Here is a 26,423-nt window from a genome sequence, read left to right as displayed (position 1 = left end):
ACTTACGGTAATAATTTAATGTGTACTGACAATGGATTGTTTTAATATACCTCGTACTTTTTTTTATAACCCAAAGGTGTACGATTAGTAATCGTTTTAAACTGTTTATTAAAGTTAGATAGCGTTTGAAATCCGCTTTCGTAGCAAGCTTGCGATACGTTCATTTTCTTTTCTATAAGTAGTTTACACGCATGTCCTATACGAATTTCACTCACAAAATCTGAAAATGATTTATTTGCATGTTGTTTAAAGTACCTGCTAAAAGAAGTTGGTGTCATATTAGTGAGTTTAGCCAAGTCTGCTAGAACCATTTTTCGTTTAAAATTTTTCATCACGTAGGCATATACTTTAAACATACGTTCGGTATCGGCTTCTCTTAATGTGTTAGTGTAACCTGGGCTGGCTAAAATTTGGTATTCTTTAGTGTTACTTATAAAATTTAGAATTTTTAAAAGGTGAAGAATGCCATCGAACCCATCCATCAGTAAAAGATCTAGCATTAACTTTTTTAGGGTTATGGCAGACTGTTCTGTAAATTCCATTCCTCTTAAACTTTTATGGAATACCTGTCGTAGACGAATAGCTTCATCACTGTGTAAAAGGTTCTCTCCTAAAAAGTCTTCATGAAAATAAATTACAACTCCTTCAGACCAAGCAATATTCTTTTCTTGTTCTTGTTCATTTTCACTACGCCACATGTGAGGTAGGTTTGGACCTGTAAATGTTATATCTCCTGCCTTATAGGGTTTTACACTATCACCTATAAATCGAGTGCCACTTCCTTTTAAAACTAAAAATAATTGATGTTCAGAATGAAAATGCCAATGTGGGTCAAAAATGGGCTCATTTAACGTATGTGCCAAGTAGGCACGAGTTTCTGGTATTGGTGATTTTTGAAGTGCAGATTTCATTGGTACTAGCTAAATGAAAGCATTTTGATATGAGCTTAAATATCAACTAATGTATCAAAATTTCATTAATTATGTAAATTGAATGATAAAATACAGTTAGTATGTGATAAGTAACAGTATTTTCTAAGTTATTTTTTAAAGTAATATTGAACTAAGAAAACTACACTCGATATGAAAACTCATTTTTCTTTTATTAAATATCTCTTAATTCTACTGTTTTTTGCTGCTTGTTCCCCCGCCAAAAAAGAGCGGTTAGATGATCAGCCAAGAAGAATAGAATTACTTTTTCTTGGGCATGAATTGGAACACCATAATTCAAGGGAGTATTTTCCGATTTTAGCATCTGCTTTAACCAAAGACGGAATCAACATCACTTACACAGAAAAACCATCAGATTTAAATGAAAAGAATCTGGGGTTGTATGACGGACTTATTATATATGCCAATCACGAAGAAATAGGTAAGAATGAAGAGGAAGCACTTTTAAACTTTGTAAAAGAGGGTAAAGCTTTTATTCCTATTCACTCCGCAAGTTTTTGTTTTAAGAATGCTCCTGAATATATCAATTTAGTTGGTGCTCAATTTATGAGCCATGAAACAGGAACCTTCACTGCCGAAATAGTGGATAAAGAACACCCTGTCACTAAAGATTTGTTAGCATTCGAAACTTGGGATGAAACCTATGTTCATGATAAAATAGCAGACGATATACATGTTTTGATGGAACGTGTGGAAGGAGATAAAAGAGAACCTTGGACCTGGGTCAAAGAAGTTGGGGAAGGCAAAGTTTTCTATACAGCCTATGGTCATGATGAGCGCACTTGGAATAATAAAGGTTTTCAAGAGCTAATTAAATCTGGAATTTTATGGGCAGTAGATGATAAGGTGAAGAAAAACTGGGAAGCCTTTATCAAAGATATACCGACCCTTAAATATGAAGAGAGAGCGAATATACCCAATTATGAAAAACGTGATCCAGCACCAAAATTTCAACTACCACTGTCTCCCGAAGAATCACAGAAATTAATACAAGTACCGGCAGGGTTCGATGTTCAGTTATTTGCTTCAGAGCCAGATATCATTAATCCCATTGCAATGAATTGGGATGAAAAGGGAAGACTCTGGGTCATTGAAACAGTAGATTACCCCAACACGGTTCGTAATGACAATAGTATTGGTGACGATAAGGTGAAAATCTTAGAAGATACTGATGGTGACGGTAAAGCAGATAAGGTTACTGTCTTTGCAGAAAAACTGAACATACCTACAAGTTTCGTTTTTTATGATGGTGGAATAGTGGTTTCTCAGGCTCCACATTTTATTTTCTTAAAAGATACCGATGGTGATGATAAGGCTGACCTTAAAGAAATTTTAATTGACGGGTGGGGAACTTTTGATACGCACGCAGGTCCTTCAAATTTACAATATGGTATAGATAACGATTTATATGGTGTAGTAGGTTATTCAGGATTTGAGGGAAATGCCTTTGGTCAAGATTTAAAGTTCAATCAGAATGTATATCGATTCAATCCGAAGCAAGAAACATTTGAAGTTTTAACAAATACCAGTAATAATACTTGGGGCTTAGGTATTACAGAAGACAACGCCATTTTCGCATCTACCGCAAATAATACACATAGTGTGTTTGTGGCTATACCCAATAAAAATTTAGAAGGAGTAAAAGGTATAGGTGCTGACGGTAGTGCTAAAATAGATGGGCATTATTATATGCAGCCAATTACGCCTAATGTAAGACAGGTAGATGTTTTTGGAGGTTTCACAGCAGCTGCGGGGCATCATTTTTATACCGCAAGAGCCTACCCACAATCGTATTGGAATAAAGTAGCATTTGTGTGTGAACCTACTGGTGGTTTGGTACACCAAGCGAGAATAGTGAAAGAGGGTTCAGGATATGCCGAGGAAGATGCAGGTAATCTATTTGCATCATCAGATGAATGGAGTTCACCTGTAGACGCAAAAACGGGTCCTGATGGTGCGGTTTGGGTGGCTGATTGGTATAATTTTATAGTTCAGCATAACCCAACACCAAATGAAGACAATGGAGGTTATAATGCAGAGAATGGAGAAGGTAATGCTTATGTGAATCCGCTTAGGGATAAAGGTCATGGTAGAATTTGGCGCGTAGTACCAAAAGATGATTACGAGTATGAACCTGTACAATTATCAAAAGACGATTCAGAGGGGTTATTAGAAGCTTTAAGTAGTAATAATCAATTTTGGAGGTTAACCGCACAACGACTTTTAGTAGAAAGAGGAGAAGACGATGTTTTAGACGATCTCTATAAGTTGGTAAATGCAAAACAGATAGATGAAAGTGGTTTAAACAATGCTGCTTTGCACGCTATTTGGGCAATCCATGGTCTAGATGGGTTAGATTTTGATAGTAATACCCATAATGTAATTAAGGGAGCTTTATATCATAAGGCAGCAGCACTAAGAAAAGCGGCTATTCAAATGTTGCCAAGAAATAATGATACAGATGCAGCTTTGTTCAAGGCAAATATGCTGAACGATAGAGATCCTAGCGTACAACTGGCGGCGCTACTATATTTTACAGAAAGACCATCTTCTAAGAAGGTAGGGAATCTGTTGTATGAACTAGCCCAAGATGATACCGTATTAAATGATTCATGGTTATACAGAGCTTTATATGCAAACGCTACTATACATATGAACGGATTTTTAGAAGCATTTCATAAGGCGAATCCTGATTATGAATTACCGGTAGAAACAAACATGAATATGAGTACCGCGAATTACGATGATAGCGATTGGCAAACTATGGAGATTCCGCAATTCATTGAAGATGCCGGGTTAGACATGGACGGTATTATTTGGTTTAGAAGAGAGGTCACAATACCTGCAAATATGGTAAAGGGTAGCACGATATCGTTAGGTCCGATCGATGATTCTGATATTACCTATATAAACGGCGTTGAGGTTGGTAGTATGGCATCTAGCTTTAGTTCTAATAGAAATTACGAAATTCCTGATGGTGTGCTAAAACCAGGTAAAAATACAATTGCTATTAGGGTCGAAGATACTGGTGGCGAAGGTGGTATTTATGGTAATTTTTGGCAGATGCATATAAAAGCTGGTGAATCGATGGTAAGGATTCATGGTACTTGGAAGTATAAGGTAGAAAAGAACTTTACCGATCAAGAGGAAAAATCTGCCACCATTTTCGATATGGTAGCACTTTTGACCAAATATTATGGCGATAAATCAGAAAATTTAGGTGCTGTAGTTACCGATAAAGTAAGCGATGTCAAAGTAATTAAGATCAAAACAATAACAAATGAAATGAAGTTCGATGTTACCCAGTTTACGGTCAAAGCTGGCGAGCAAGTGGAACTGGTATTGCAGAATCCTGATTTTATGCAGCATAATTTGATCATCACAAAACCGGGCAAAAAAGAGGCGGTAGGTAAAGCAGCAGATAAAATGGCGGCAGACCCAAATGCGGCAGAGCTTAATTATGTGCCACAAACGAGCGATGTGCTTTTTGCAACACCCATTTTAAATCCTGATCAAACATATTCGCTTAAGTTCAAGGCGCCGAGCATACCAGGCGAATACCCATTTATATGTACGTTTCCTGGGCATTGGAGAATTATGCAAGGTGTAATGATTGTTGAATAACTGAGAGTAATTACATGAAGAATAAGATAGATTTTGGTGTAAGTACATGGTTATGGCAATCACCTTTTACCACAAAAAGTATAGCATTGTTTCCAAAGATAAAGGCATTGGGTTATGACTTGGTTGAAATACCTGTAGAAGACCCCTTGTTGATCGATGGAAAAATGATTAATAAAGCGCTTGATGATAACGGTTTAATGGTATCTGTTTGTGGTGCATTTGGTCCAACTAAAGACCTTACGCATGAAGATGAAAAAGTCCACTTACAGTGTTTTAAGTATCTAGAACAATGTTTTGACTTATGCAATGAATTAGGTGTAAAGTTCTTTGCAGGCCCAATGTATTCAGCGGTAGGAAAAGCCCGTTTGGTTTCGTCGGAACAACGCAAGAAGGAATGGGATTTAGCAGTGTCCAATCTTAAAAAAGTTTGCAATATGGCTTATGCCCATGGCTTGTGCATAGGGTTGGAGCCTTTGAATAGGTTCGAATCTGATATGATCAATACAGCTGAAGATGTTATGCGTTTGGTTACGGATATCAATCATAATGCGGCAAGAGTGGCTTTAGACGGATTTCACATGACTATTGAAGAGAAAAATATCCGCAAAGCAATAAATATGGTTGGTGATAAACTGATACATCTTCAAGTTTCTGAAAATCACAGGGGAGTACCAGGTACGGGACTCACCCCATGGAACGATTTTAAACTAGGACTTCAAGATATAAACTATAATGGCGCATTGGTCATAGAAAGCTTTACACCAGAAATTAAAGAGTTAGCGGCTGCGGTGTGTATTTGGAAAACTATGGCCAATAGCCAAGATGAATTTGCATCGCAAGGGCTACAATTTTTGAAACAAACGTTTAACGATTGAAAACATTAAAAATGAGCGAGATGAAAATAAAAATAGCTATTGTAGGTTTAGGGTTTGGGGCAGAATTCATCCCTATTTATAAAAAACATCCCAATGCTGAGTTGGTTGCAGTTTGTCAACGTAATGAAGATAAATTAAATGAAATTGCAGATGCTTTTAATATTTCTAAGAGATATACATCCTATGAAGAATTATTAAAAGATGATGAAATAGATGCAGTTCATATAAATACTCCGATTCCGAATCATGGGGAACAATCTATAAAGGCATTAAAAGCAGGTAAACATGTAGCGTGTACCGTGCCTATGGCAACAACGGTAGAGGAGTGCAGAGAAATTGTTGAGCTAACCCAGAAAACGGGACTTACCTATATGATGATGGAAACCGTGGTGTATGCTAGGGAGTTTCTATACATGAAAGAGCTTTATGATAATGGAGAGTTAGGTAAAGTTCAATTTTTAAAGGCAAGCCATCAACAAGATATGGACGGTTGGCCTAATTATTGGCCAGGGTTGCCGCCAATGCACTATGCGACTCATTGTGTTGGTCCGGTTTTAGGGTTGACCCAAAACGAGGCGGAATATGTTTCTTGCTTTGGATCGGGTACCATTCGTGAAGAGTTGATTAAAGAATACAATTCACCATACGCCGTAGAGACTACTCATATAAAATTTAGGAACTCAGATTTAAGCGCTCAAGTTTATCGTTCGTTGTTTGATGTGGCCCGCCAATACAGAGAAAGTTTTGAGGTTTATGGTTCAAAGAAATCTGTTGAATGGCCCATAATAGAGGGGAAACCTTTGGTAGTACATACCGCTAAGAAACCAGAACCAGAAATACCAGAGGAAGTTGAATGTCCCGATTTTGCAAAATTGCTGCCTAAAGAAATTCAAGGGTTTACAACACATGGTGTATATGACGAAGGCGATAATCAACATTTGTCATTTACCCAAGGTGCAGGGCACGGTGGTTCGCACCCACATTTAGTACATGCCTTTGTCGACGGGTTAGTAAATGGCACTTCGCCTTACCCAAATGCAAAGCAATCGGCAAATATTACGTGTGTGGGTATACTATCTCACGAGTCTGCGATGAAAAAAGGGGAAATCATAAAGCTGCCCGATTTCACATTTACTAATTAGAACTATATCGACCTTTACATGTAAAATTACAGTTCGGAAGTCTTAATCGACAATTCGGACTGTAATTTTTTTTATTTAATTCAAAAGCCCTCAAGTTTGCTGTTTAATAGGGCAACTTAAGAAAGAATTATAGTTCTAACAGGAAATCCCTAATTTTAAAGAATTGAAAGCAGAACAGTAAAGCTTTAAGCGCATGGGTAGTTTTTTAAAGGTTTTAAGAGCAAGTATTATCATAACATTAGTTATGGTGATTTTTAATTTGCTGTTTTCTGATTTCGAGAATATAACACTGTATAGAATATTACAATTTGCGGGAATAAGTTTTATATATTCTTTCGTGCTTACATGTGTAAATGCCTATTACAATGATTTTATATCAAATATATATAGTTGGGAAAAGCAGACTCAAAAACGATTGTGGTACGGCGCTATAGGGTCTGTAGTGTTGACCGTTATTGCCTTTGGTGTGGTAAGGTGGTTTATCGAGGTTGTAATGTTCGGCGATAGTTTTGAGCATTTTATAGCAAACGAAAAATTAGAATATTACATATATGCTTTAGCCATTACGCTAGTGGTTTCGCTATTTTTACATGCATTTTACTTCTACAAAGCATTACAAGATACCAAGGTAAAAGAACAAAAAATTATTGCTGGTTCGGCATCTGCAAAGTTCGATGCTTTAAAAAACCAGTTAGACCCTCACTTTCTTTTTAATAGTCTCAACGTGCTTACCAGTCTAATTGAAGAAGATCCTATGCAGGCGCAAAAATTTACTACATCTTTATCTAAAGTGTATAGGTATGTATTGGAGCAGAAGAGTAAAAATCTAATTTCGGTAGATGAGGAACTTAAGTTTGCCCGAACCTATGTGCGACTTTTAAAAATGCGTTTTGAAGATAGTATCGTATTTGAAATTCCTGATGAGGCTACTGATCCCGAGGCTAAAATTGTACCGCTATCGTTACAATTATTATTAGAGAATGCGGTGAAGCACAATGTGGTAACCTCTTCAAAACCATTACATATTAAAATATATGAAGAAGACGGGTATTTGTATGTAGTTAACAACTTGCAAGAAAAACAAGTAGTTAAAAAGAGTAGTGGTGTAGGATTACAAAATATTCGTCAGCGCTATGCCATTCTTACCAAAAAGGAAATGCAGATTTTTAAGACCGCTAAAGAATTCAAAGTACGTTTACCTATGTTGACAAATACAATTTCATTTCGAGAAACCCAAGCCTCACATATAAGTGCCAAGCGTTATGAGAAAGCAAAAGAGCGTGTAGAGCTAATTAAAGGTTTCTATGGTAACCTTACTTCCTATTGTATTGTTATACCCGTACTCGCGTATATCAATTTTACGACGACAAGTTTTGTTTGGGTTATTTTCCCTGCCATTGGTTGGGGAATTGGCTTAATTGCCCACGGTTTAAAGGCATATGGTTATAATCCGTTATTTGGCAAAGGCTGGGAAGAAAGAAAAATAAAGGAATTCATGGAGAGAGAAAACTTTTAAATGAATTTTAAATGGAAACACTATGAAGCTAACAAAAGAGATAACAGCATCTATAAGCGATAGTGTATTGTGTTGGTTGGCAACATCTTCCTCCCATAACATGCCTAATGTATCACCCAAAGAGATATTCGGTTGTTTTGGAGACGATACGATTATAGTAGCAAATATAGCATCACCACAAACGGTTCAGAATATAAGAGCGAACAAAAATGTTTGTATAAGTTTTATAGATATTTTAAAGCAAAAAGGATTTCAATTGAAAGGTAAGGCTGAAATTATAGAGAAATCGTCTTCAGACTTCTCTAGCATGGAAAAAGTACTTCTTGTACTTACAAAAGGAAATTTTCCGTTTGCTACAATTACCAAGATTACCGTTACTAGTGCTAAGCCAATTATTGCGCCTAAATATCTACTGTATTCTAATACAACAGATCAAGAGCAAATTGAAAGTGCTAAGAAATCCTATGGTTTTTAAAGTGATTTAGCTCTTGCAAATACGGCTTTCTACAATTCAGTCGTAAAAAATTACAACTGGGTATTTCATTTTTTCAAAACCTGTACGATCTGCCGAAATTTGAAGTATAGAAATAAAATAGTAATCACCTAAAACTTTAAAAGATGGAAACAAATTTAACGAACGACAGAAATTATAAATACGAAAAAGCAAAAGAAAAAGTACAAGCTATAAAAAGCTTCTACGGCAATTTATTGGCATACTGTATTGTAATCCCATTTTTGGCATATATCAATTATAATACAACAAGTTTTCTTTGGTTCATTTTTCCGGCAATAGGCTGGGGGTTCGGGTTAGTGATGAACGGACTTTATGCCTTTGGATATAACCCTTTGTTCGGTAAGAATTGGGAAGAGCGTAAGATCAAAGAATTCATGCAAGAATCATAACCTAAAAGACTAAAGATCATGGAAAACACAAAATATACAAGAGCAAAAGCAAGAGTTGAAGAAATCAGAAAATTTTATGGTAAAGTAGCATCGGCTATCGTAACCATTTTAATAGTGGCATCAATCAATTATTACTTAAATGAATGGAGAAATGCCTGGTTTCTTTGGGTAGTATTTGGATTAAGCATTAGCTTATTTTTTAAAGCAAATAAAATCTTTAACTTGAATCCGTTTACGGGCAGAGACTGGGAAGAAAGAAAGTTACAAGAGTTTTTACAACAAGAAGAAAATACAAGAAGATGGAACTAAACGAATTTGAACAATCGGATAAATTGGCAAGAGCCCAAAAGAAAGTCAAAGAATTAAAAGGGTTTTATATTCATTTACTTGTTTATGTACTGGTAAATCTATTTCTAATGACTATTACGATAATGGGAATAATGTCTGGTGGAGCATCATTTACAGAGGCTTTGTTTAATATAGGTACTTTAACTACTCCGTTTTTCTGGGGAATAGGCTTGGCTTTTCATGCAGCTAAAGTATTTGGCTATAATCCTTTTTTTAGTAAAGATTGGGAACAGCGTCAAATCAGTAAATATGTAGAGAAAGATGAACGAGATGCCGAAAAATTTAGATAGTATGGTTACTGAACGAGCAAACGATAATTTTTTTGATGGAGAAGACAGTAGGTATGCTAAGTATGAAAGAGCTAAATCAAAAGTTGCGAGTATAAAGCGTTTCTATAATCATGTATTAGTTTTTCTCATAATAAATATCATTTTGTACTTCTTAAGACAAAAGTTCGTTTTCATTTTGGTGAATAAAGATGCATTCGGTAATCCTGATTTTTTAGATTGGATAAATTGGAATGTATACGGCACTACCATTGTTTGGGGACTTATACTGATTATTCATGGAATTACTGTTTTTGGTAATATTTCATGGTACATGAAGAAATGGGAAGAGCGTAAGATTCAGAAATACATAGATTTATATAACGACTAAAGCATACTATTCTATTAAAACCATAAATACAGACCATGAAGACCATTATAATTGAAGATGAAAAACCAGCAGCAAGACGGTTGGGAAGAATGTTAGAAAGTTTAGATTTAAACGTTTCTACCATGTTGCATTCTGTAGAAGAAGCTATTAATTGGTTTCAAGAGAATGAACATCCCGATTTAATATTCTTGGACATTCAATTATCTGACGGACTCTCATTTGAGATTTTTGATGTCATAGAAGTACATAGTGCAATTATATTCACTACCGCCTTTGATGAGTATGCATTAAAAGCTTTTAAATTGAATAGTATAGATTACTTGCTAAAACCAATAGATGACGAAGATCTAGAACAGGCGGTCAAAAAATACAGAAAACGGTTTGCATCTGCCGGTGAGCCTAACAAGATCGCTTTAGATTTTGATGATATTAAAAAGTTATTGGTGAATCCGTTAGAGCGGGAATATAAGAAACGTTTTACGGCAAAGGTTGGGCAGCATTTAAAAATCATCAATTCAGAAGATGTGGAGTGTTTCTATAGCGAAAACAAAGGCACATACGCGGCAACAAAAGATGGGCGCAATTATTTATTGGACACCACTTTAGAACAGTTAGAAGATGAACTGAAACCTCAAGTATTCTTTAGGGTAAGCAGAAAATTTTTCGTGAGTATAGATCATATTAAAGATATTGTTTCTTATACTAATTCTAGATTGCAGATTAAGCTAAATAACAATTCTGATCATGAAATTATAGTCAGTAGAGAGAAAGTAAAAGACTTTAAGCTTTGGTTAGAGTAGGATAATTAAAATATTGATATTAAGTTACTTACGGTATAAGTCTTCTTCTTCGTCAATTCTATTTTCATCAAAGGCAGACGGTAATAATTTCGGTATCAACTTAATAAATATCGGTAGCAAAATTGCTCCTCCAGGTAATATGAATATAGCCAAAGACGGAATACTTTTAAAAATATCTAAAAGTTGATTCTGTACCTTTTTCTTTTCTTCATTACTTAAATCCCTGACCGTAGATTTTGATAACAGACCAACTAGCTCTGCACTTTGCGAAAGCTCTTTAAGCAGGCGTTTACTATTCCTTAGAATCAATTTCTTTACAATTTTACCCATACTATCGTAAAATTGTTTTGCTAGGTTCTTTTCCTTTAAATAAGGAATGACATCAAAATTGAGTTTAAAGAATTCGGTAACGTCCGTAATAGAAGTTGAGATTATTGTTCTGTCAAACCCAAGATCTTTTCCTATTCCAAAAATAAACTCAGATTCGGTATAATCTAAAGAGTGATCTTCCCAAACGGTAAGACAGGCCATATCCAATAGGTAGCGATTTTCCCAATTTTCTTTGTTTAACAATAGTCTATCTCGATAAGAACCATCAAAATTGCTCTCAGCACAATTAATATAGGTTAACGAAGAAGCCAATAACTGAGAAAGCTTATTATCTGTTCTATCAAGTTCTTTTGAGCTAAGTGCGTGGTAGGTAATATTAATGGCCAAGTATTCAATTTCGGCCGCTTTCTCTTTTAAATCAGAATTGTTGTTTAAGTAATGTTTAAAAAGCAAAACATCTATAAATAGAAGGGAATTGGTAATAAGGCTATTAAAGGTTTTACTGATGATATTATCCTCAATATAAATTCTAGAAGTCATCAACTTTTCAAGCTTGGCAGATGTTTTACTGCCTGTAAACCACTTATCAAAGAATCCGGTTTTATTAATTTTCAGTATTTCGTAAAATTTAAATACTTCTTCAACAAAATTGGCGAAGTCATCACCGCTTTTAATTCTGTAGGTGAAGAACAACGCGTGTAATAAATTAATTTTTGCCTTTTCGTCTTCAGAAAGCGTATGTTCCAATTCAATAAATTCTGGTATGCCAGAATTTAGTCCATATACAAATCCGCTTTTTTTAAGCGTACCATATAAAGCTTCAAAAGTTGGGAAAGCGTTTTGGTGCCTTTGAACCACCGAACCATATTTCTCGATCCAACCAGAGGAAGACGGGTTCATATCTTAATTATTTAACACTGCAAAGTTAGCTAATTATTACTTCACTAATATCTATAAATGGTTACTTCTACGCTACAATAGGGTTTATTGAAGGTAGCCAATGGCAAGATTGAAAATAAAATTTAATTTTTTTTAAGAATAAATGAACCTTCCTTTTTTTACTGCGTAAGTAAGGGTGATTCTAATCTAAAAAAAAAGATAATGAAAAAATCAAAATTATTTATGGGACTTGGGGCTTTAGCCTTAGTAGGAGTTCTTTTAGTGGCAGCAGATCATATTGATGCGCCTAGCTCTATGGGAACCTCGGCAGATATTGCCGATTTTTATGCTTTTGAACCAACAGAAGGTTCAGACAATACCGTTTTTGCGGTAGATCTTCAATCTAATGTACTGCCAGATTTGGCTTACGGTACGTTCGATGAAAATGTATTATTAGAAATTAATATCGATACCAATAATGATTTGGTAGAAGATTTAGTAATACAAGCAATACCAAGAGATGGCAAAATGTATTTCTTCGGTCCGGTTGCACCAAGCGAAACAGGCTTAAACGGTTCAATTATGGTCGATGCCCCATTAGGGTCGGTAGATATTTCTGCTGATACTGCTATTGTGGAGACTACGGATAGCGGAGTTTCTTTATTTGCAGGTCCGAGACAAGATGCTTTTTTCTTTGATTTCTTTCAATTCAATGAAGTAATTGGTGGTACGGCTCCTTTAGGTTTTAAACCAGCTGGTGATCCAAATTCTACAGACGACGACGACGAAACTGCTGTTGATACTTTCGATGGTGCAAATACGATGTCTATAGTGGTAGAATTACCTAATAGTCTTTTAGGTACTACCACAGGTCAAAATGCGCTTGGTTTAGAAGTGTACAAAACATGGGTAACTACAAACTCAAAACAATAATAACCTTAAAAAAATATAACGATGAAATATAAAAATATAAAATATACGTTTTTGGCTCTTTTGGCAGTAGCAGCATTAGCTTCTTGTAGCGATGATGATGACAATACACCCATAGTAATTACACCAACATGTGATGATGGTATTATGAACGGTGATGAAACAGGAATTGATTGTGGTGGTACATGTATGCCTTGTGAAGTTGCTATGGAGCCAATGGCACCAGATTTTACAGGAACTTATGCCCAAGTAGATTTTATGGGTAGACCAGGTATCAATACCGTATTGAGTGCCGATGGTGATATTAAAGATGCACATAACATGTCTATTCCTTCAGAAATGGCAGCTAATTTTCAAGCTAATTTTGAAGCTAGGTTAGAAGCATATCATGATGTGTATGCTAATATATTAGGTGCTGATCCAGCCGCTGTAAACTATGAAAACAACATACTAGGTTTAGACGCCCCTACGTTAACAGGTTATTTAGCTGCCGATGTATTAGAGGTTGCACCGAATTTACCAACAACATACTTTAATCCAGGTACCGATGCAGATGATGATGGTAGAATATTGGTGCCAGATGGAGATGAAGTTGCTTTAACAGGTAGAACACCTCAAGACGATGTTATCGATGTTTCTTTGATATTATTATTCGGTGGTATGGAAGGTGATCGTTTTAGCGGTCAAGATACCGATGGTGATGGTGTTGCAGATTTACCAAGATTAACCTCAGATGGCGTTGGGCTAACCGCTACTGTAGGTACTACGTTCCCATATTTGGGAGCACCAGAATAAGAAGTTGCCTTAACCTTACTTATTGTTAGTGGTAGGTAAGATTGGCACATCCCTAAATTGTTTATGAAAGAGAAGGGAAAGGGGAGTTGAAAAACTCCCCTTATTTTAAACGATCCACAAAAAAACAACCTTATGAAATTATTGAAGCTTTTAATAGTGGTGATACTGGTATCATCATGTGATACAAAGAATCAGGACACAATTGCAAATAAAAAAGATTACAACAAGTTTTTAGTAGCTAAAGAGATTAAAACATCATCAAAATATTTTGACCTCTGGAATTCTAAAATAAGACCAGACAGTATGCAGCTTACCAGTTTTGGTGTGGTAGGTGGTGAGTACAACAGATACTTTCAGCAGACAGGCGATATTGAATTTTTAAAGAAGGCTGAAAAGAGTTTAAAAAAAGCAGTTGATATTGCAAATATCGGTAAGCCAGTTTTTTATAGGGCTTTAGCTAGAAATTATATCTCTCAACATCGCTTTAAAGAAGCATTACAATTAACAGATTCTGCAGCTGCAATTGGTGGAGATAAAAGTGAAACTCAAAGTTTGTATTTCGATGTTCATATGGAATTGGGTAATTATCAACTGGCAGAAACCTATTTAGATAGCTTAAAGAACATGTCAGATTTCGGTTATATGATTCGTTTGGCAAAATGGAACGATTATAAAGGCGATTTAGATACGACCATAAGTTTTATGGAGAAGGCTAGAACGAAAGCTGAAATAGCTAAGAATAAAGATTTAATGCTTTGGAGCTATACCAATTTAGGTGACTATTATGGTCATGCAGGTAGAATAGAAGATTCTTATCAGCAATATCTAAAAGCGTTAGAAATAGATAACAATAACGCCTATGCTAAAAAGGGAATTGCATGGATCGTTTTTTCAAATGATAAAAATTCTGAAGAGGCAATTCGCATTTTAGATTCAGTGACCAAAACCTATAATGCCCCAGATTATTTCTTGTTAAAAGCTGAAATAGCCGACTACATAAATGATGACTTGGTGCGTACAAAAAATTTAGACGAGTACTTTACAAGAGTAAAGAATACAGCATATGGTGATATGTACAATGCTTATAACTTAGGCTTATACATAGGCGAAACAAAACAATATGATAGTGCTTTAATTTTGGCACGGAGAGAAGTGGATAATAGACCCACGCCAGAATCTTATAGCTGGTTAAGCTACAGTCTTCTAAAAAACGGTGACAAAGCAAAAGCTATGGAAATTATGAACACCTACGTATACGGTAAAACATTTGAACCGGCTTTACTTTACCAAGCCGCTGAAGTTTATAAAGCGAACGGAGAACAAGAAAGAGTTAAAGAATTAAAAGGAGAATTAATAGGGGCTATTTATGAATTAGGTCCCGGTATGGAAAAGCAAGTCCATGATTTGTAATTGATTGCCCAATTATTTTCATTTCATGTTTGTTTTAGGTTGGATTGTTTTTTTCAACGCCACGATATAAAGTCGTGGCGTTGTTATTATTACGCATTTCATCGAAAATTTGGTTTTTTTTAACAGGCGTATAGATGAAATGTATATATTTATCGACCAAATACATTTAAAATGCCCCAGCATCTTAAATAGCGAACTAAAAGTAACCAAGTAAACCAATTAGTGTTATGGAATATCTACTCTTTACATTATGGATAAGCTTAATGATTTTAATGGTTGGCAAATCAATATTTGCCTATAGGTCTCTACAGAAAACATTAGACCGTACCAATAGAACTAACTAAATCAATTTTCTTAGTAGTACCGGTAGTAATAGCAAATCTAGTATCAATGCTGTTACCAAGGTTACACTTATAATCAACCCTATAGTTACACTAGGTTGATGAATAGAAAATAGCATCACCATAAATCCGAAGAAAAGAATAATGGTTGTAATAACCAATGCTCTACCTGTTTGTGCAAATGTTTTTTCAAGTGCGGCCTCTTTATCCAATCCTTGGCTAATACCTAATTTGTATTTACCTAAAAAGTGAATGGTGTCATCAACGGCAATACCGAAGACGATAGCAAAAACTACCGAAAGTGAGGCTTCTAATGGTATACCCAAGAAACCTAACATACCACCTGCAAATAGTATTGGTAGCACATTTGGCACTAATGATATTAGAAAGATTTTAATGTCACGAAAAACAAAAGCCATAATTACTCCGATTAGTAATAATCCGTACAGCAGTCCTTCTAACAAACTACTTCTAATATATTCAGAGTTTTTGTCCAACAAAATACTCTTACCGGTCACTTTTATGCTAACTAACGAAGTGTCTAATTTCGTGTTGGCAAAATGATCTATATCGCTGTAAACGACTTTAAGTTTATCGGTGCCAATGTCTTGCAATCTACCATTTATACGGGCAATAGTTTCATCGGCGTTTATAAATTTAGCAAGTTGCTTACGTGCCAGTTTACGAGTGTCTTTTTGGTACTTTAAAAACGTTTTCTCGTCGGTAGGTAAGGTAAAATATGCAGCACTATTTAAGTTGTTCGCTTTATTAAAAATCTTATAAGGCAGGTTGGCAGATTGCACATTGCCTATACTTTTAAATGTTTTTAGATACGTTAATAGTTTTTCAATTTCTTGGGCAACTTTAAAATCGGTTACCTTATTGCCATCACTACTCATTACAGCAATTTCTAAAGGTCTGAAACCAGAATAATTTTGTTGAAAATAATCGAAATCTTTTGCTATTTTACTTTCTGCAGGTAATGTGTTCTTTAGTTCTTGATTAGTCTGCACTATGTAAATACCAACAACGCAAAGTATGGTAAAGACCACAGTACCAAATATGATAGACTTAGGATTGTTTTTTGTAAATGTATTTAATTTTAAAAGGTATTTCACCCAATTTTCAGAGATACTTTTTCGTCCGATCAATGATTTTTCGGGTAAAAAAATCAGTAAAGAGCCCGTTAAGAAAATAACCGTTATATAAGCGACCAGAACACCTATTGCAGCGTTTATTCCGAATTCTTGAATACTAACCAATCTAGAAGAAAGTAGTGTCACAAAACCAACGGCAGTGGTTATTGAGGTAAGTAAGGTAGTCATACCCACTTCTCTCAGTGAAGATTTAATTGCCTTATATCTTGGAATGCCTGTTTGTAGTTTTCTTATATAACTGTCAGTAAGGTGTATTACATCAGAAGTGCCTACAATAAGCATAAGAACCGGGTAGAATGCAGCCATAGCGTTCAATTCTTTGCCCAACCATCCTAATAGCCCCATAAACAGTAACAAGGACAATGCTATAGAAAAAACTGAAATTAAAACCACCGGCAAACTCCTGTAGACCAGCAATAGAATAATAAAAACTAATATAGAAGCTACAATAGTGGTCGTAAGTACTTCGCTCTTCTGCATTTCAACAATAGCTTCATAAAAGAATGCCCTTCCTAAAATATGATAATCGGGTAAGTTATGTGCTTTTAAAGAAGTTCTAATACTATTTAAAAGAAGTTCTGATTGCTTGTAATCTAAGTTATCTTCGGTTTGTAATGCTAATACAAAAGAGGTTTTGTTTTTGTCGACAAGTACATTTATAAAAAGGGAATCTTCCTTTATTTTCCTCCAATCTTTCTGATACTGAGAAGAATCGTCAACATGTATGATTGGTAAAGTGGTATAACCGAAAGAAGTTTTAAGAGGGTATGAGAGCGAGGTTAAAGAACTACTTTCAAGAACGTGTATAAAACTTTTACTTTCTTCTGAAAATGCCTTAAATCTATTTAGAAAATCTTGTTGAAATACATCAGGATCGTTCTTTACCGCAATTAGTAAAAAGTTGTCATCTGTGCCAAATTCTTCTACATATTTGTCATAAAAGGCTAAATCTGGATCTTCCTCAGGGAAAAACTGACTAAAATCGAAAGAAAACTGCAGCTCATCTAACTTAGAAGCCGCTAATACGCCCAATAGGACAAAAAGAAAAATGAAAAGCTTTTTGAGAAAGCTAAAGTTAACCTTCATAGAAAATATAAAATCTATTTCGGTTGCAAATTTACCACTCTACATTTTAATCGTGGTAAAAACAATTGAATAAGAATGTAATAGATGAAATAATGCTCATGCATTTACTTTTAAGAATACTAAATGCATGAGTTAAACCTATTTATAGTTCAATAAAATTATCGAGATATAATGTCCAGTCATAATTGCTGTATTCAATCTCAATCCCTTTGGTAGTTGGTATAATTTTATTAGCTTTCAAAATTTTCTTGATACCGCCTTTTCCTCCAAAATCACCTCTAAACCAACTAAATAGAGAAGTAACTTTCACCACATTGGTTTCGCTATTGTATTCACTTGTTTTCTCTAAATGTCTTTTGGTACCAATTTGTAATTGCTCTTGTAGACGCTGCCATTTGTAGATTGCTACTGGCGGGCAATCTTTAGCTCCGCAATTCAATGCAAAATGGACATTAAAGACAGGCTTATCTACTCTCAATTTACGTTCAAATTTGTTTGGGAACCACTTACGTATATATCCCAAACCATATTCCCATTGAGATTTTCTAATGAGTCCGTGTTCTATTTTAGCGAACGAAACCATTTCACCTGCAATTTTAATTTGCTCTAACTTAAAAAAGCTGCCACGGTCATCATACAATTCCGGATTTTTTTGAAGAATAACCTGAATGTAGGCATTATAAATATTCAGCCAAAAAGCCAATCGCTTCTCATTGGTATCTAATGCTCTATCTAATGCTTCAATAGTCGTATTCCCTAAAAAATCTTGTATTTCTTGTGTATCTTGGTCATTGATAATTCGTTGTAAAAAGGTTTCAGATAATTCGTTAAAATCTGTATTTGAATTGGTTTCAACCTGAGCTTGAACATCTGTTTTTGCCATAAAAAATATAGCCAACATAGTTATAAGAAAAGAGATTTTTAATTTCATAGTATTCTTTTAAATTACCCTATCTACGTAATAGTAGCTAAAAGGTTCGTGAATCTTTGGTCGAACTTTTATTAAATTGATTACGTTAACCTTTATTATAAAAAAATGACATGTTTTAAAACTATTATTCCCAACTTACGTAGGTAAGTCATGAATAGAAATATGATATATAAACAATTTGTTATTTCTAAATACTAAGACTTCACCATTTTATGATCAGTATAATTATACCCGTACATAATGAATATAAAAATCTACAACGACTCTTCAATGTTGCTTGTTTTTTAAGTCATGAACAGCTTTTAGAAATTATTATTGCGGTATCTCCGGTTAATTCAGATGCTATTGAAAAGCTAGAATGTGATCAAAAAATAAAATTTTTACATTGTAAAAATAAGGGCAGGGCGGCTCAAATGAACGAAGCTTCTCAAATTGCTTTAGGAAATACCTTTGTTTTTTTACATGCGGATGTAGTACCACCAACGGATTTCATCGATGATATTTTAAATAGTTTACAGAACGGATATGAAGCAGGATTCTTTTCATACAAGTTTGATAAAGATACATGGTACTTACGCGTAAATGCTTCGTTTACGGCTAAATACGGATTATTTACCGGTGGTGGTGATCAATGTCTGTTCATTAGAAAAGATGCTTTTGATAAACTCGGTAAATTTAATGAGGAGCAGGTATTGATGGAAGATTTTGAGTTTTTCCGTCGCATGAAAAAGGAGAATGTACCATATACTATCGTTAAAAATGACCTGATAGTTTCTGCACGTAAATATGAGTCTAACTCCTATTTACGCGTAAATCTTTCTAACTTTCTTTTGGTGGTTCTTTTTAAATTCGGATACCCGGGAAATAAATTAAAATCACTACATAATAAGTTAATACGTACTCCATACAATGGTTGAGATTATAAACGGAATTCAACAAATTGGGATAGGAGTTCTTGATGTTAAAAAGGTTTTCAATTGGTACAGGGAACATTTAGGTTTTGATATTTTACTGTTCGAAGATGAGGCGGTTGCGTCGTTAATGAAGAAATATACTAATGGTAAGGAGGAAAAACGAGAAGCTTATTTATCATTAAATATGACTGGTGGTGGTGGCTTAGAAATTTGGCAGTTCAAAGACCGGACTCCTATGGCTGCTAAAAATCAAATTCAATTCGGAGACCTAGGAATTTATGCGATGAAAATAAGATGTAAAAATCTGACTGAAATGCATTCGTATTTAAAAGGTATTGGAGTATCTCTTCTTTCAGAAATCAATCAATCATATTCTTACAATTTCTATTTTACCGATCCTTTTGGTAATCGGGTGCAAATGATTGAAGATCATTATGTTTTTTGTCATCAATCATCAATAAATGGGGGAGTGCTAGGTGCTGTAATTGGCGTAAGTAATATGGAAACTTCAATCGACTTTTATAGTTCAATGTTAGGGTATTCAGTTATAGAGTACGATAGTATTGAAACACTTGAAAGCGATAATACAAAAGGAAAATATAGAAGGGTAATTATTTCTCAAGAGCGAAAGTCCGTCGGCGGATTCGGAGATCTTCTAGGTCCCACACAGTTAGAGCTTATTCAGGTTTTAGATAGAAAACCCGTAAAGATTTTTGAAAATAGATTGTGGGGAGATTTGGGTTATATACACCTATGTTTCGATGTATCTGGTATGAACTCCATTAGAGCAAAGGCAAAATTAAATGGTCATGCTTTTACCGTTGACAGTGCTAATAGTTTTGATATGGGCGATGCTGCCGGTCACTTCAGTTATATGGAGGACCCAGATGGTACATTGATAGAATTGGTTGAAACCCATAAAGTTCCTATTCTAAAATCATTAGGATTATATCTAAACCTAAAAAAGAGAAATCCACATAAAACTTTACCAAAGTGGTTGGTAAAAAGCCTTGGTTTTCACCGTGTAAATAAAGACAGATAAGCTTTACCTTTTTTGATTTTTAACCCTTACTGGTATTTCTTATCAATCCTATACCAGAGAAAAAAAAGATAGCTCCTAAGACACCAAAAACAATAAGCTGTTTGGTGGTGCCAGTACTATTTCCAAATAAAATTGCAGTGTAAACAAGTCCGCCAATACCTAACAAGGTTAAAACGGTTCCGAAAAGTTTCTTTAAATCCATGGTGGAAAAATAGTAAAAAAAATGGGCAGTTTTTAAAAACTGCCCATTTTCCTTTAGATTTTAATTTATTATGAAGTTGCTACTACACCTAGTGTGTATAGTTGCTCTAAATTTGGTGATTCACTACCACCTGCTGGTTCAAGCGTAATACCGAATGCTTCAGATTCGTTCGGGTTGTTCAATGCAAATACCTTGTTTTCATCCGTTGCAAAATCTTCTAGCAGACCCATACTGGTAGGGGTAAGGGGCGAAAGTTTTAAAGACCATACTTGATATACAAAACCATCTGGTGGTTCAGGTAGACCTTTGGCATCTATAAAAACTTTTTTATTTTCCTTGTTCCAATAAGCCTTAGCGTATGAAGTCGGTGAAACTTCTTGACCACCTAAAGAAATAACACTAATATTCTTATCACGAAGAGTATTCAATAAATCTTGTGTCTGTTCTAATGATGAATCTGTATCTGCAATTTGTTGCTCTAAATCAACATTTTGTTTCTCGACAACTTGAATATTAGATTTTAAATCTTGATTCTGCTGATACAACCAGAAAAGACCAACGGCCAGTAGAACAGATGCTGCCCAGCCAATATATGATAAGAATGGAGAGCTGCGCTTTTCATTAATATCGATTACTTTGACCTCACCGTTAATTCTATCCATTAATGATTTAAATGAATAGTTATATCCTGGTGATGCTTTTCTTGACAACGCTAATATTGAAGCTTCAATAGCTTCTATTTCTTTTTGAATTTCTGGATATTCTTTAGCATAATTGGCAATCTCCAGATTTTCTTTTTCTGAAAGTATGCCAGCTATGTAAAGCTCCAAAATTCCCGATGCTATGTATTTTTCTACATCCATACTATCTTACGTCCATATTTTCCCTTAATTGGGAAATGCAACTTCTGTTTCTTGTTTTTACAGTACCTATCGGAATATCCAATTCTTCTGCAGCATCTTTTTGAGTGTACCCTCTAAAGTATAACAGTTCAATGATCTGAACACATTTTTCCTTTAAATTCTTTACTAGATTTCTCAAACCCTTAGTATCTACAGAAGAACTTTCCTCTTCTTCCTTGTTCTGTAAAATACCTACGAAGTAATCTGCGGAAAGGTTCTTTTTATCATTTTTATACGACCTACTGCGTATTTCATCGATAGCAGCATTTCTGGCAATGTTCAAGATCCATGTAAAGAATCTCCCCTTAGATGAATTATAACTTTCACAGTTATTCCAAATCTTTATAAAAACGTCCTGACAAATTTCTTGGGAAAGGGCATCGTTTTTGACGATAGTATTTATAACGCCACAAATGTTTTCGCTATACATGCCATATAGCTTTTCAAAGGCCGAGGGGTCTTTCTTTTTAAACTGATCAACCAACAGGTCTAGTTGCATAAGTAAATTTTTAAATCGGTTAAAAATAGAAAAAGCTGTTCCAAGAACAGCTTTTATTATATTTATTATTAACTCTATTCAATAATACCAGCACAACTTACACGTGCCCCTGCAGCACCACTAGGTTGCGAAGTATAATCATCAACACCTTGGTGTACAATTACTCCTTTGCCCAATATATTTTTATTTTCATCATCACAGCCAATACACCATTCATCTGTTTCAAATTCAACTTTTGCATTTCCATCTGCATCTGCGGTAAAGTTACCAATATCACCTTTGTGATATCCTTCGGAAGCACCCCATTTACCATGTGGTTCATTAGTTGGGTTCCAATGTCCGCCAGCAGAAGATCCGTCAGCGGCTGTACAATCTGCAGTTTGGTGAATATGAATGGCATGCTCGCCTTCAGATAAACCAGATAACATAGCTATCATTTCTACCTCGTCATCATCTTGGGTGAAAATTACTTCACCTTTTACATTACTATCACTTTTAGGCTCTAGCATAAATTTGACAACGGTCTCATCTTCATCCATTTCATTTTCTGCTTCGTCCATTAATTCTTCAACTTCTTCTTTTGCTTCAGAAGCCTCTTTTTTTACCTCGTTGCAGCTAAAGACAGCTAGTAGTGTCAATAGTGCTATTTCCATTTTAAGTATTTTCATCATGTCCTATTTTTATTATTCGATGTTAAATTACTTATTAAATAGTATAATATCAAAGACTTAGATGCATAGAGCAATCCTTTTAATCTTTAGGAACAAAAAAAATGAGGTACCCTTGAGTACCTCATTTTTACGTATGTATAATATCGGTTTTATTATTTGGTCAATAGCACTTCTGCTTTTACGGCAACCTCGCTCCATGTCTTGCTAACACCATCTTTACCAGTATGTAAAATTTCACATGCTTTGTTAATAGAAGCAACAGCATTCATGGCATTCCAGTTTTCTAACTCCATAACACCATTGAAGACGATTTTGTTATCACCATTCATTTCGTATGCAAGCGGAATATTTTGTGTTTCTCCGTTTAAGGTAACATCCATAGAGCTTTTATCGCCTTCAACTTTAAAAACACCAGAAATTAATTCTGTATCCTTCAATACGCCAAAGAAAAACTCCAAAAGTTTTGGGTCTCTAGTACCGGTTGGGTCATTAGTAAATAAGCTGCTAACAGGAATACTGAATTCAGTTCCATTTAAAGCTTCCATTGCAGTTTCACCACTATTTGTTTTCGTGAAGTTGATTTTTTTGAACATTCCACCAACAGGAACTTTGTCCGTTGTTTTGTAAGCGGTAAAACTAACTTTTGTTGAATCTTGAACCAAACTATATATTTCGGTTGCTTCGCTTGTAGCGTCAACACTTTTAGATTCCTCACCTTTTTTAGCCTCTTTACAACTTGAAAAAACGATTAATAGGGCACTGACGAATGTAAATGCTATTTTCTTCATGATAATGTATTTTATTTATAGTATAAATTTACTTTTTCTTTTTAAAAATGCCACGTAAATCTGTGTTATAAAATACCCCAATTTGCAGGCGGTCGAAGTTAGCCCCTGTAAAGTGATTTTTTAGGTACCCGAACTGCATGCTCAAATCTTCGGTAACATTAACCCCAAGTGCAGCATATGCACGGTTTTGACCAAAGGCACTGTCTTGTAGGTTTATGAATATTTCGTCATAAAAGTTCAAGAAAAATATATCGGTAAGGGGCAAGGTCATTTGTATTCTATACCGTGCCCTGTGCAATGTGCTGCTTTCACCTGTATAATTATTTTGCACGAAGCGTTGCTCCAATCGGTAACGGTGCTCAAACTTAAATTCCCAAACCTTGTTTTTAAGAATGAACTGCTCAAATATGCGATGCTCGGAAATTGAATTGTTTTCGACTAAAGTATTTACACCAAGTTCATCAAACTCCGTAAAAGTAGGGTCGGTTTCAATAAATCCGTAACCTAAAGTGGCAATAGCATCAGGGTTAATGTGATAGTTGATACCTGTACGCAGCAACAACTGGTTAAAGTTCGATGCCATTTCATAATATCTGAATTGTGCCTCGGTATGTATGCTCCACTTATCGGCTATTTTGTTCGTTCCAAAATACATGAACCAACTACCAAAATCGTCTTCACCGGTAACTTCGTTTTGGGCATTTATTTGATTAATAGTTGCTAATAATACTAGTAATGTAAAAACTTTCTTCATTCTTTAATTTAATATGAAACTTAAAATTTTGGCTTTACTTATCGCCTTCTTCAATAGGTGTTGCTTTATCCTTCTTCAAATACAAATCTAAAAAATCTAAAACCCTACTATACGCTTCGATCTGATTTTCTTTTTTTACAAAACCATGACCTTCATCTTCAAAGAGCACGTATTCTACGGGAACACCGTTCTTTTTTACACCTGCAACAATTTCGTCAGATTCTACTTGTAATACTCTAGGGTCTTGTGAACCTTGTAAAACAATTAGAGGTTTGGTCACCTTATCGGTATGAAACAAAGGGGAAATCTCTTTTAACCGAACGGAATCTGCACTGTATGGGTCTCCTAATTCTTTATATAAAGCATCTTTAAAAGACTCCCACCATGGCGGTATACTTTTTAATGTTCGTACCCAATTGGTTACGCCAAACAAATTTACCCCAACGGCAAACTCTTCTGGGGTATAGGTCAATGCCGCCATAGTCATGTAACCACCGTAAGAGCCGCCAATGATTCCAATTTTATTAGCATCTATTTCTGGCTGTTGGGCAAGCCAATTTTTACCTTCTACACAATCTTTTAAATCCTTATCGCCATGGTTTAAATCATCCATTTGATAAAAAGTTTTACCATAACCGCTACTACCTCGATTATTAACGGCTAATACGGCATAACCATGATTGGTCAAATATTGAATAAATGAGCTAAAGTTCTGTCTACTTTGTCCGCCCGGTCCGCCATGAACCCAAACCAATGCAGGTACTTTGGTGTCCGCACTTGCCTGGTGGGGCTTGTAATAAATGGCAGGAATTTCAACCCCATCAAAAGACTTGTAACGTATTACTTCTGCGTTCACCAAGTCTTCACCATTTATTTCGTTATTTAAAACATTGGTCAACTGGGTCTGTTCTTTGGTTTCTAAATTATAAACGAACAAATTAGAAGGGGTGTGTGACCCACCAGCATAAAAACGCATTAGTTTTTCATCATCTGAGAAATCTACACTGGTTACGTCCAAACCATCCAAAGAAGGAAGAGCAATATTTTCACCGGTGCTAACATTCTTAATTTCAATGACATTCTTGGCGTCTTCGTTAATATACGTCACTTGATAGGTACCGTTTTCCGTAAAATAGGTGCCCCATATATCCCAATTTTTCTGCATCACCTTTTCTCTGTTGCCCGTGGCAATATCGTACTTCATTAAATATGAGAATTCCTCTCCATCATCTGTGGTATAATACAAGGATGAACCATCATTGGAAAATCCAGAGCTACTGTTGGCGCTTTGATTTTCATTGATTTTGGTCAGCTTTTCGTCTGACAAAGTGTAAATAAATAAGTCGGAATCATTAGTATTGATCGGTTTCCCTAAGGTAAGGTACTTCATGTTTTCAGAAATTCCATTAATGCTATAACCTTCGGTATTCTCATAAACTAAGCTAGGCTCTAAAGTTTCCAGATTCATTTGGTACACATCATCATTTCTTGGGTTTCTTTCGTTCGATGTATAATAGAAACTTTGGTCATCTTCTGCCCATCCGTAGAACGAAGCTCGGGCACCTTTTGTAGGAGTTAGGTCAGTTTGTTTACCGTCTATATCTCTCATATAAATATGATAGATTTCATCGCCATTACCGTCCATTCTAAATAACATACGTTCGTCTTTTGGAAAGTAAGAAATAGCAAATACCGAAGAACTGTCCGAAGCCGTAACGGGAGTCAACTCTCCGCCACTTATAGGCACTGTGTACATATTGTAAATACCAGATCTATTACTTGAAATTAGCAATTTAGAATTATCAGGGGAAAAACTACCACCACTAATGGCTTCGTTATCCATCATTTGTTTGATGGTATAGGTCTTCATAGTTTCTGCAATTGAAGGTTTTTTAGGTTCTTCATTACAGCTCAGAATAAGCGTAAACACAAAGCAAGCCATTAGATACTTCATAATAGTAGTTTTTGATTATTAGA

At 35.2% G+C, this 26,423-nt stretch carries 26 protein-coding genes; 15 read left to right on the top strand and 11 right to left on the bottom strand.

Annotated elements, in window-relative coordinates:
• Positions 1-41 precede the first annotated feature (41 nt).
• Entirely contained in the window at positions 42-911 is an 870-nt protein-coding gene (locus DFQ03_RS10210) for an AraC family transcriptional regulator (RefSeq protein ID WP_133673067.1), read from the bottom strand.
• Positions 912-1,082: 171 nt separating this feature from the next.
• On the opposite strand from DFQ03_RS10210, the gene DFQ03_RS10205 reads away from it, so the two are divergent.
• From DFQ03_RS10205 to DFQ03_RS10160, 10 genes are all read left to right on the top strand, one after another.
• Positions 1,083-4,574 carry a PVC-type heme-binding CxxCH protein gene (locus tag DFQ03_RS10205; protein WP_133673066.1) on the top strand — a complete coding sequence of 1,164 codons (3,492 nt, stop codon included), beginning with the start codon at positions 1,083-1,085 and terminating at the stop codon, positions 4,572-4,574.
• 14 nt (positions 4,575-4,588) lie between these two features.
• Positions 4,589-5,449 carry a sugar phosphate isomerase/epimerase family protein gene (locus DFQ03_RS10200; protein WP_133673065.1) on the top strand — a complete coding sequence of 287 codons (861 nt, stop codon included), beginning with the start codon at positions 4,589-4,591 and terminating at the stop codon, positions 5,447-5,449.
• A gap of 20 nt (positions 5,450-5,469) precedes the next feature.
• The gene (locus DFQ03_RS10195) at positions 5,470-6,591 is read left to right on the top strand and encodes a Gfo/Idh/MocA family protein (protein ID WP_133673064.1); all 1,122 of its coding nucleotides are present in this window, start codon (positions 5,470-5,472) and stop codon (positions 6,589-6,591) included.
• A gap of 193 nt (positions 6,592-6,784) precedes the next feature.
• Complete coding sequence (locus tag DFQ03_RS10190; RefSeq protein ID WP_133673063.1) at positions 6,785-8,107, top strand: 2TM domain-containing protein; 1,323 nt, start codon at positions 6,785-6,787, stop codon at positions 8,105-8,107.
• A 22-nt stretch (positions 8,108-8,129) separates the two neighbouring features.
• Positions 8,130-8,582 (top strand): pyridoxamine 5'-phosphate oxidase family protein, encoded by a 453-nt coding sequence (locus DFQ03_RS10185; RefSeq protein ID WP_133673062.1) that lies wholly within the window; start codon positions 8,130-8,132, stop codon positions 8,580-8,582.
• Positions 8,583-8,725: 143 nt separating this feature from the next.
• Positions 8,726-9,010 carry a 2TM domain-containing protein gene (locus DFQ03_RS10180; protein ID WP_133673061.1) on the top strand — a complete coding sequence of 95 codons (285 nt, stop codon included), beginning with the start codon at positions 8,726-8,728 and terminating at the stop codon, positions 9,008-9,010.
• A gap of 18 nt (positions 9,011-9,028) precedes the next feature.
• Positions 9,029-9,319, top strand: a complete 291-nt coding sequence (locus DFQ03_RS10175; protein WP_133673060.1) for a 2TM domain-containing protein — start codon at positions 9,029-9,031, stop codon at positions 9,317-9,319.
• The gene (locus DFQ03_RS10170) at positions 9,310-9,648 is read left to right on the top strand and encodes a 2TM domain-containing protein (protein ID WP_133673059.1); all 339 of its coding nucleotides are present in this window, start codon (positions 9,310-9,312) and stop codon (positions 9,646-9,648) included. The genes DFQ03_RS10175 and DFQ03_RS10170 overlap by 10 nt, the downstream gene beginning before the upstream one ends.
• On the top strand, positions 9,629-10,015 hold the full coding sequence (locus DFQ03_RS10165) for a 2TM domain-containing protein (protein ID WP_166637459.1): 387 nt from the start codon (positions 9,629-9,631) through the stop codon (positions 10,013-10,015). The genes DFQ03_RS10170 and DFQ03_RS10165 overlap by 20 nt, the downstream gene beginning before the upstream one ends.
• Positions 10,016-10,050: 35 nt before the next feature.
• Complete coding sequence (locus tag DFQ03_RS10160) at positions 10,051-10,815, top strand: LytR/AlgR family response regulator transcription factor (protein ID WP_133673057.1); 765 nt, start codon at positions 10,051-10,053, stop codon at positions 10,813-10,815.
• A gap of 24 nt (positions 10,816-10,839) precedes the next feature.
• On the opposite strand, the gene DFQ03_RS10155 is transcribed toward DFQ03_RS10160, so the two are convergent.
• Positions 10,840-12,045, bottom strand: coding sequence for an LETM1-related biofilm-associated protein (locus DFQ03_RS10155; protein WP_133673056.1), 1,206 nt, complete (start codon positions 12,043-12,045; stop codon positions 10,840-10,842).
• 201 nt (positions 12,046-12,246) lie between these two features.
• Between DFQ03_RS10155 and DFQ03_RS10150 the strand changes: the two genes are divergently transcribed.
• From DFQ03_RS10150 to DFQ03_RS10140, 3 genes are all read left to right on the top strand, one after another.
• Positions 12,247-12,957 carry a DUF4331 family protein gene (locus tag DFQ03_RS10150; RefSeq protein ID WP_133673055.1) on the top strand — a complete coding sequence of 237 codons (711 nt, stop codon included), beginning with the start codon at positions 12,247-12,249 and terminating at the stop codon, positions 12,955-12,957.
• Between the two features lie 21 nt (positions 12,958-12,978).
• Positions 12,979-13,749 (top strand): DUF4331 family protein, encoded by a 771-nt coding sequence (locus DFQ03_RS10145; RefSeq protein WP_133673054.1) that lies wholly within the window; start codon positions 12,979-12,981, stop codon positions 13,747-13,749.
• A gap of 132 nt (positions 13,750-13,881) precedes the next feature.
• Positions 13,882-15,159, top strand: coding sequence for a tetratricopeptide repeat protein (locus DFQ03_RS10140; RefSeq protein ID WP_133673053.1), 1,278 nt, complete (start codon positions 13,882-13,884; stop codon positions 15,157-15,159).
• A 340-nt stretch (positions 15,160-15,499) separates the two neighbouring features.
• Here the strand turns inward: DFQ03_RS10140 and DFQ03_RS10135 are convergent, their stop codons facing one another.
• Together DFQ03_RS10135 and DFQ03_RS10130 are read right to left on the bottom strand one after the other, a co-directional pair.
• Positions 15,500-17,743 (bottom strand): efflux RND transporter permease subunit, encoded by a 2,244-nt coding sequence (locus DFQ03_RS10135; RefSeq protein WP_133673052.1) that lies wholly within the window; start codon positions 17,741-17,743, stop codon positions 15,500-15,502.
• 142 nt (positions 17,744-17,885) lie between these two features.
• Positions 17,886-18,674 (bottom strand): DUF547 domain-containing protein, encoded by a 789-nt coding sequence (locus DFQ03_RS10130; protein ID WP_133673051.1) that lies wholly within the window; start codon positions 18,672-18,674, stop codon positions 17,886-17,888.
• Between the two features lie 212 nt (positions 18,675-18,886).
• Here DFQ03_RS10130 and DFQ03_RS10125 point away from each other — a divergent pair, with 212 nt between their 5' ends.
• Entirely contained in the window at positions 18,887-19,591 is a 705-nt protein-coding gene (locus tag DFQ03_RS10125; protein ID WP_133673050.1) for a glycosyltransferase, read from the top strand.
• Positions 19,584-20,630 (top strand): VOC family protein, encoded by a 1,047-nt coding sequence (locus DFQ03_RS10120; RefSeq protein WP_133673049.1) that lies wholly within the window; start codon positions 19,584-19,586, stop codon positions 20,628-20,630. The genes DFQ03_RS10125 and DFQ03_RS10120 overlap by 8 nt, the downstream gene beginning before the upstream one ends.
• A 19-nt stretch (positions 20,631-20,649) precedes the next feature.
• On the opposite strand, the gene DFQ03_RS10115 is transcribed toward DFQ03_RS10120, so the two are convergent.
• The 7 genes from DFQ03_RS10115 to DFQ03_RS10085 form a co-directional block, all read right to left on the bottom strand.
• Positions 20,650-20,832, bottom strand: a complete 183-nt coding sequence (locus DFQ03_RS10115) for a hypothetical protein (RefSeq protein WP_133673048.1) — start codon at positions 20,830-20,832, stop codon at positions 20,650-20,652.
• Positions 20,833-20,900: 68 nt separating this feature from the next.
• Positions 20,901-21,695, bottom strand: a complete 795-nt coding sequence (locus DFQ03_RS10110) for an anti-sigma factor (RefSeq protein ID WP_133673047.1) — start codon at positions 21,693-21,695, stop codon at positions 20,901-20,903.
• Position 21,696: 1 nt separating this feature from the next.
• Positions 21,697-22,233 carry an RNA polymerase sigma factor gene (locus tag DFQ03_RS10105; protein ID WP_133673046.1) on the bottom strand — a complete coding sequence of 179 codons (537 nt, stop codon included), beginning with the start codon at positions 22,231-22,233 and terminating at the stop codon, positions 21,697-21,699.
• Between the two features lie 74 nt (positions 22,234-22,307).
• Positions 22,308-22,904, bottom strand: coding sequence for a superoxide dismutase family protein (locus DFQ03_RS10100; protein WP_133673045.1), 597 nt, complete (start codon positions 22,902-22,904; stop codon positions 22,308-22,310).
• A 152-nt stretch (positions 22,905-23,056) separates the two neighbouring features.
• Positions 23,057-23,692: a YceI family protein gene (locus tag DFQ03_RS10095; protein WP_133673044.1), complete on the bottom strand. Its 636-nt coding sequence runs from the start codon at positions 23,690-23,692 to the stop codon at positions 23,057-23,059.
• Between the two features lie 28 nt (positions 23,693-23,720).
• Positions 23,721-24,446 carry a DUF2490 domain-containing protein gene (locus DFQ03_RS10090; protein ID WP_133673043.1) on the bottom strand — a complete coding sequence of 242 codons (726 nt, stop codon included), beginning with the start codon at positions 24,444-24,446 and terminating at the stop codon, positions 23,721-23,723.
• Positions 24,447-24,480: 34 nt separating this feature from the next.
• Positions 24,481-26,400 (bottom strand): S9 family peptidase, encoded by a 1,920-nt coding sequence (locus tag DFQ03_RS10085; RefSeq protein ID WP_133673042.1) that lies wholly within the window; start codon positions 26,398-26,400, stop codon positions 24,481-24,483.
• Positions 26,401-26,423 lie beyond the last annotated feature (23 nt).

Source organism: Maribacter caenipelagi, assembly GCF_004364175.1.
In the GTDB taxonomy this organism is placed as follows: domain Bacteria; phylum Bacteroidota; class Bacteroidia; order Flavobacteriales; family Flavobacteriaceae; genus Maribacter; species Maribacter caenipelagi.
Note: the sequence above shows the minus strand (reverse complement) of the source record. Positions and strands in the feature narration are given on the sequence as shown.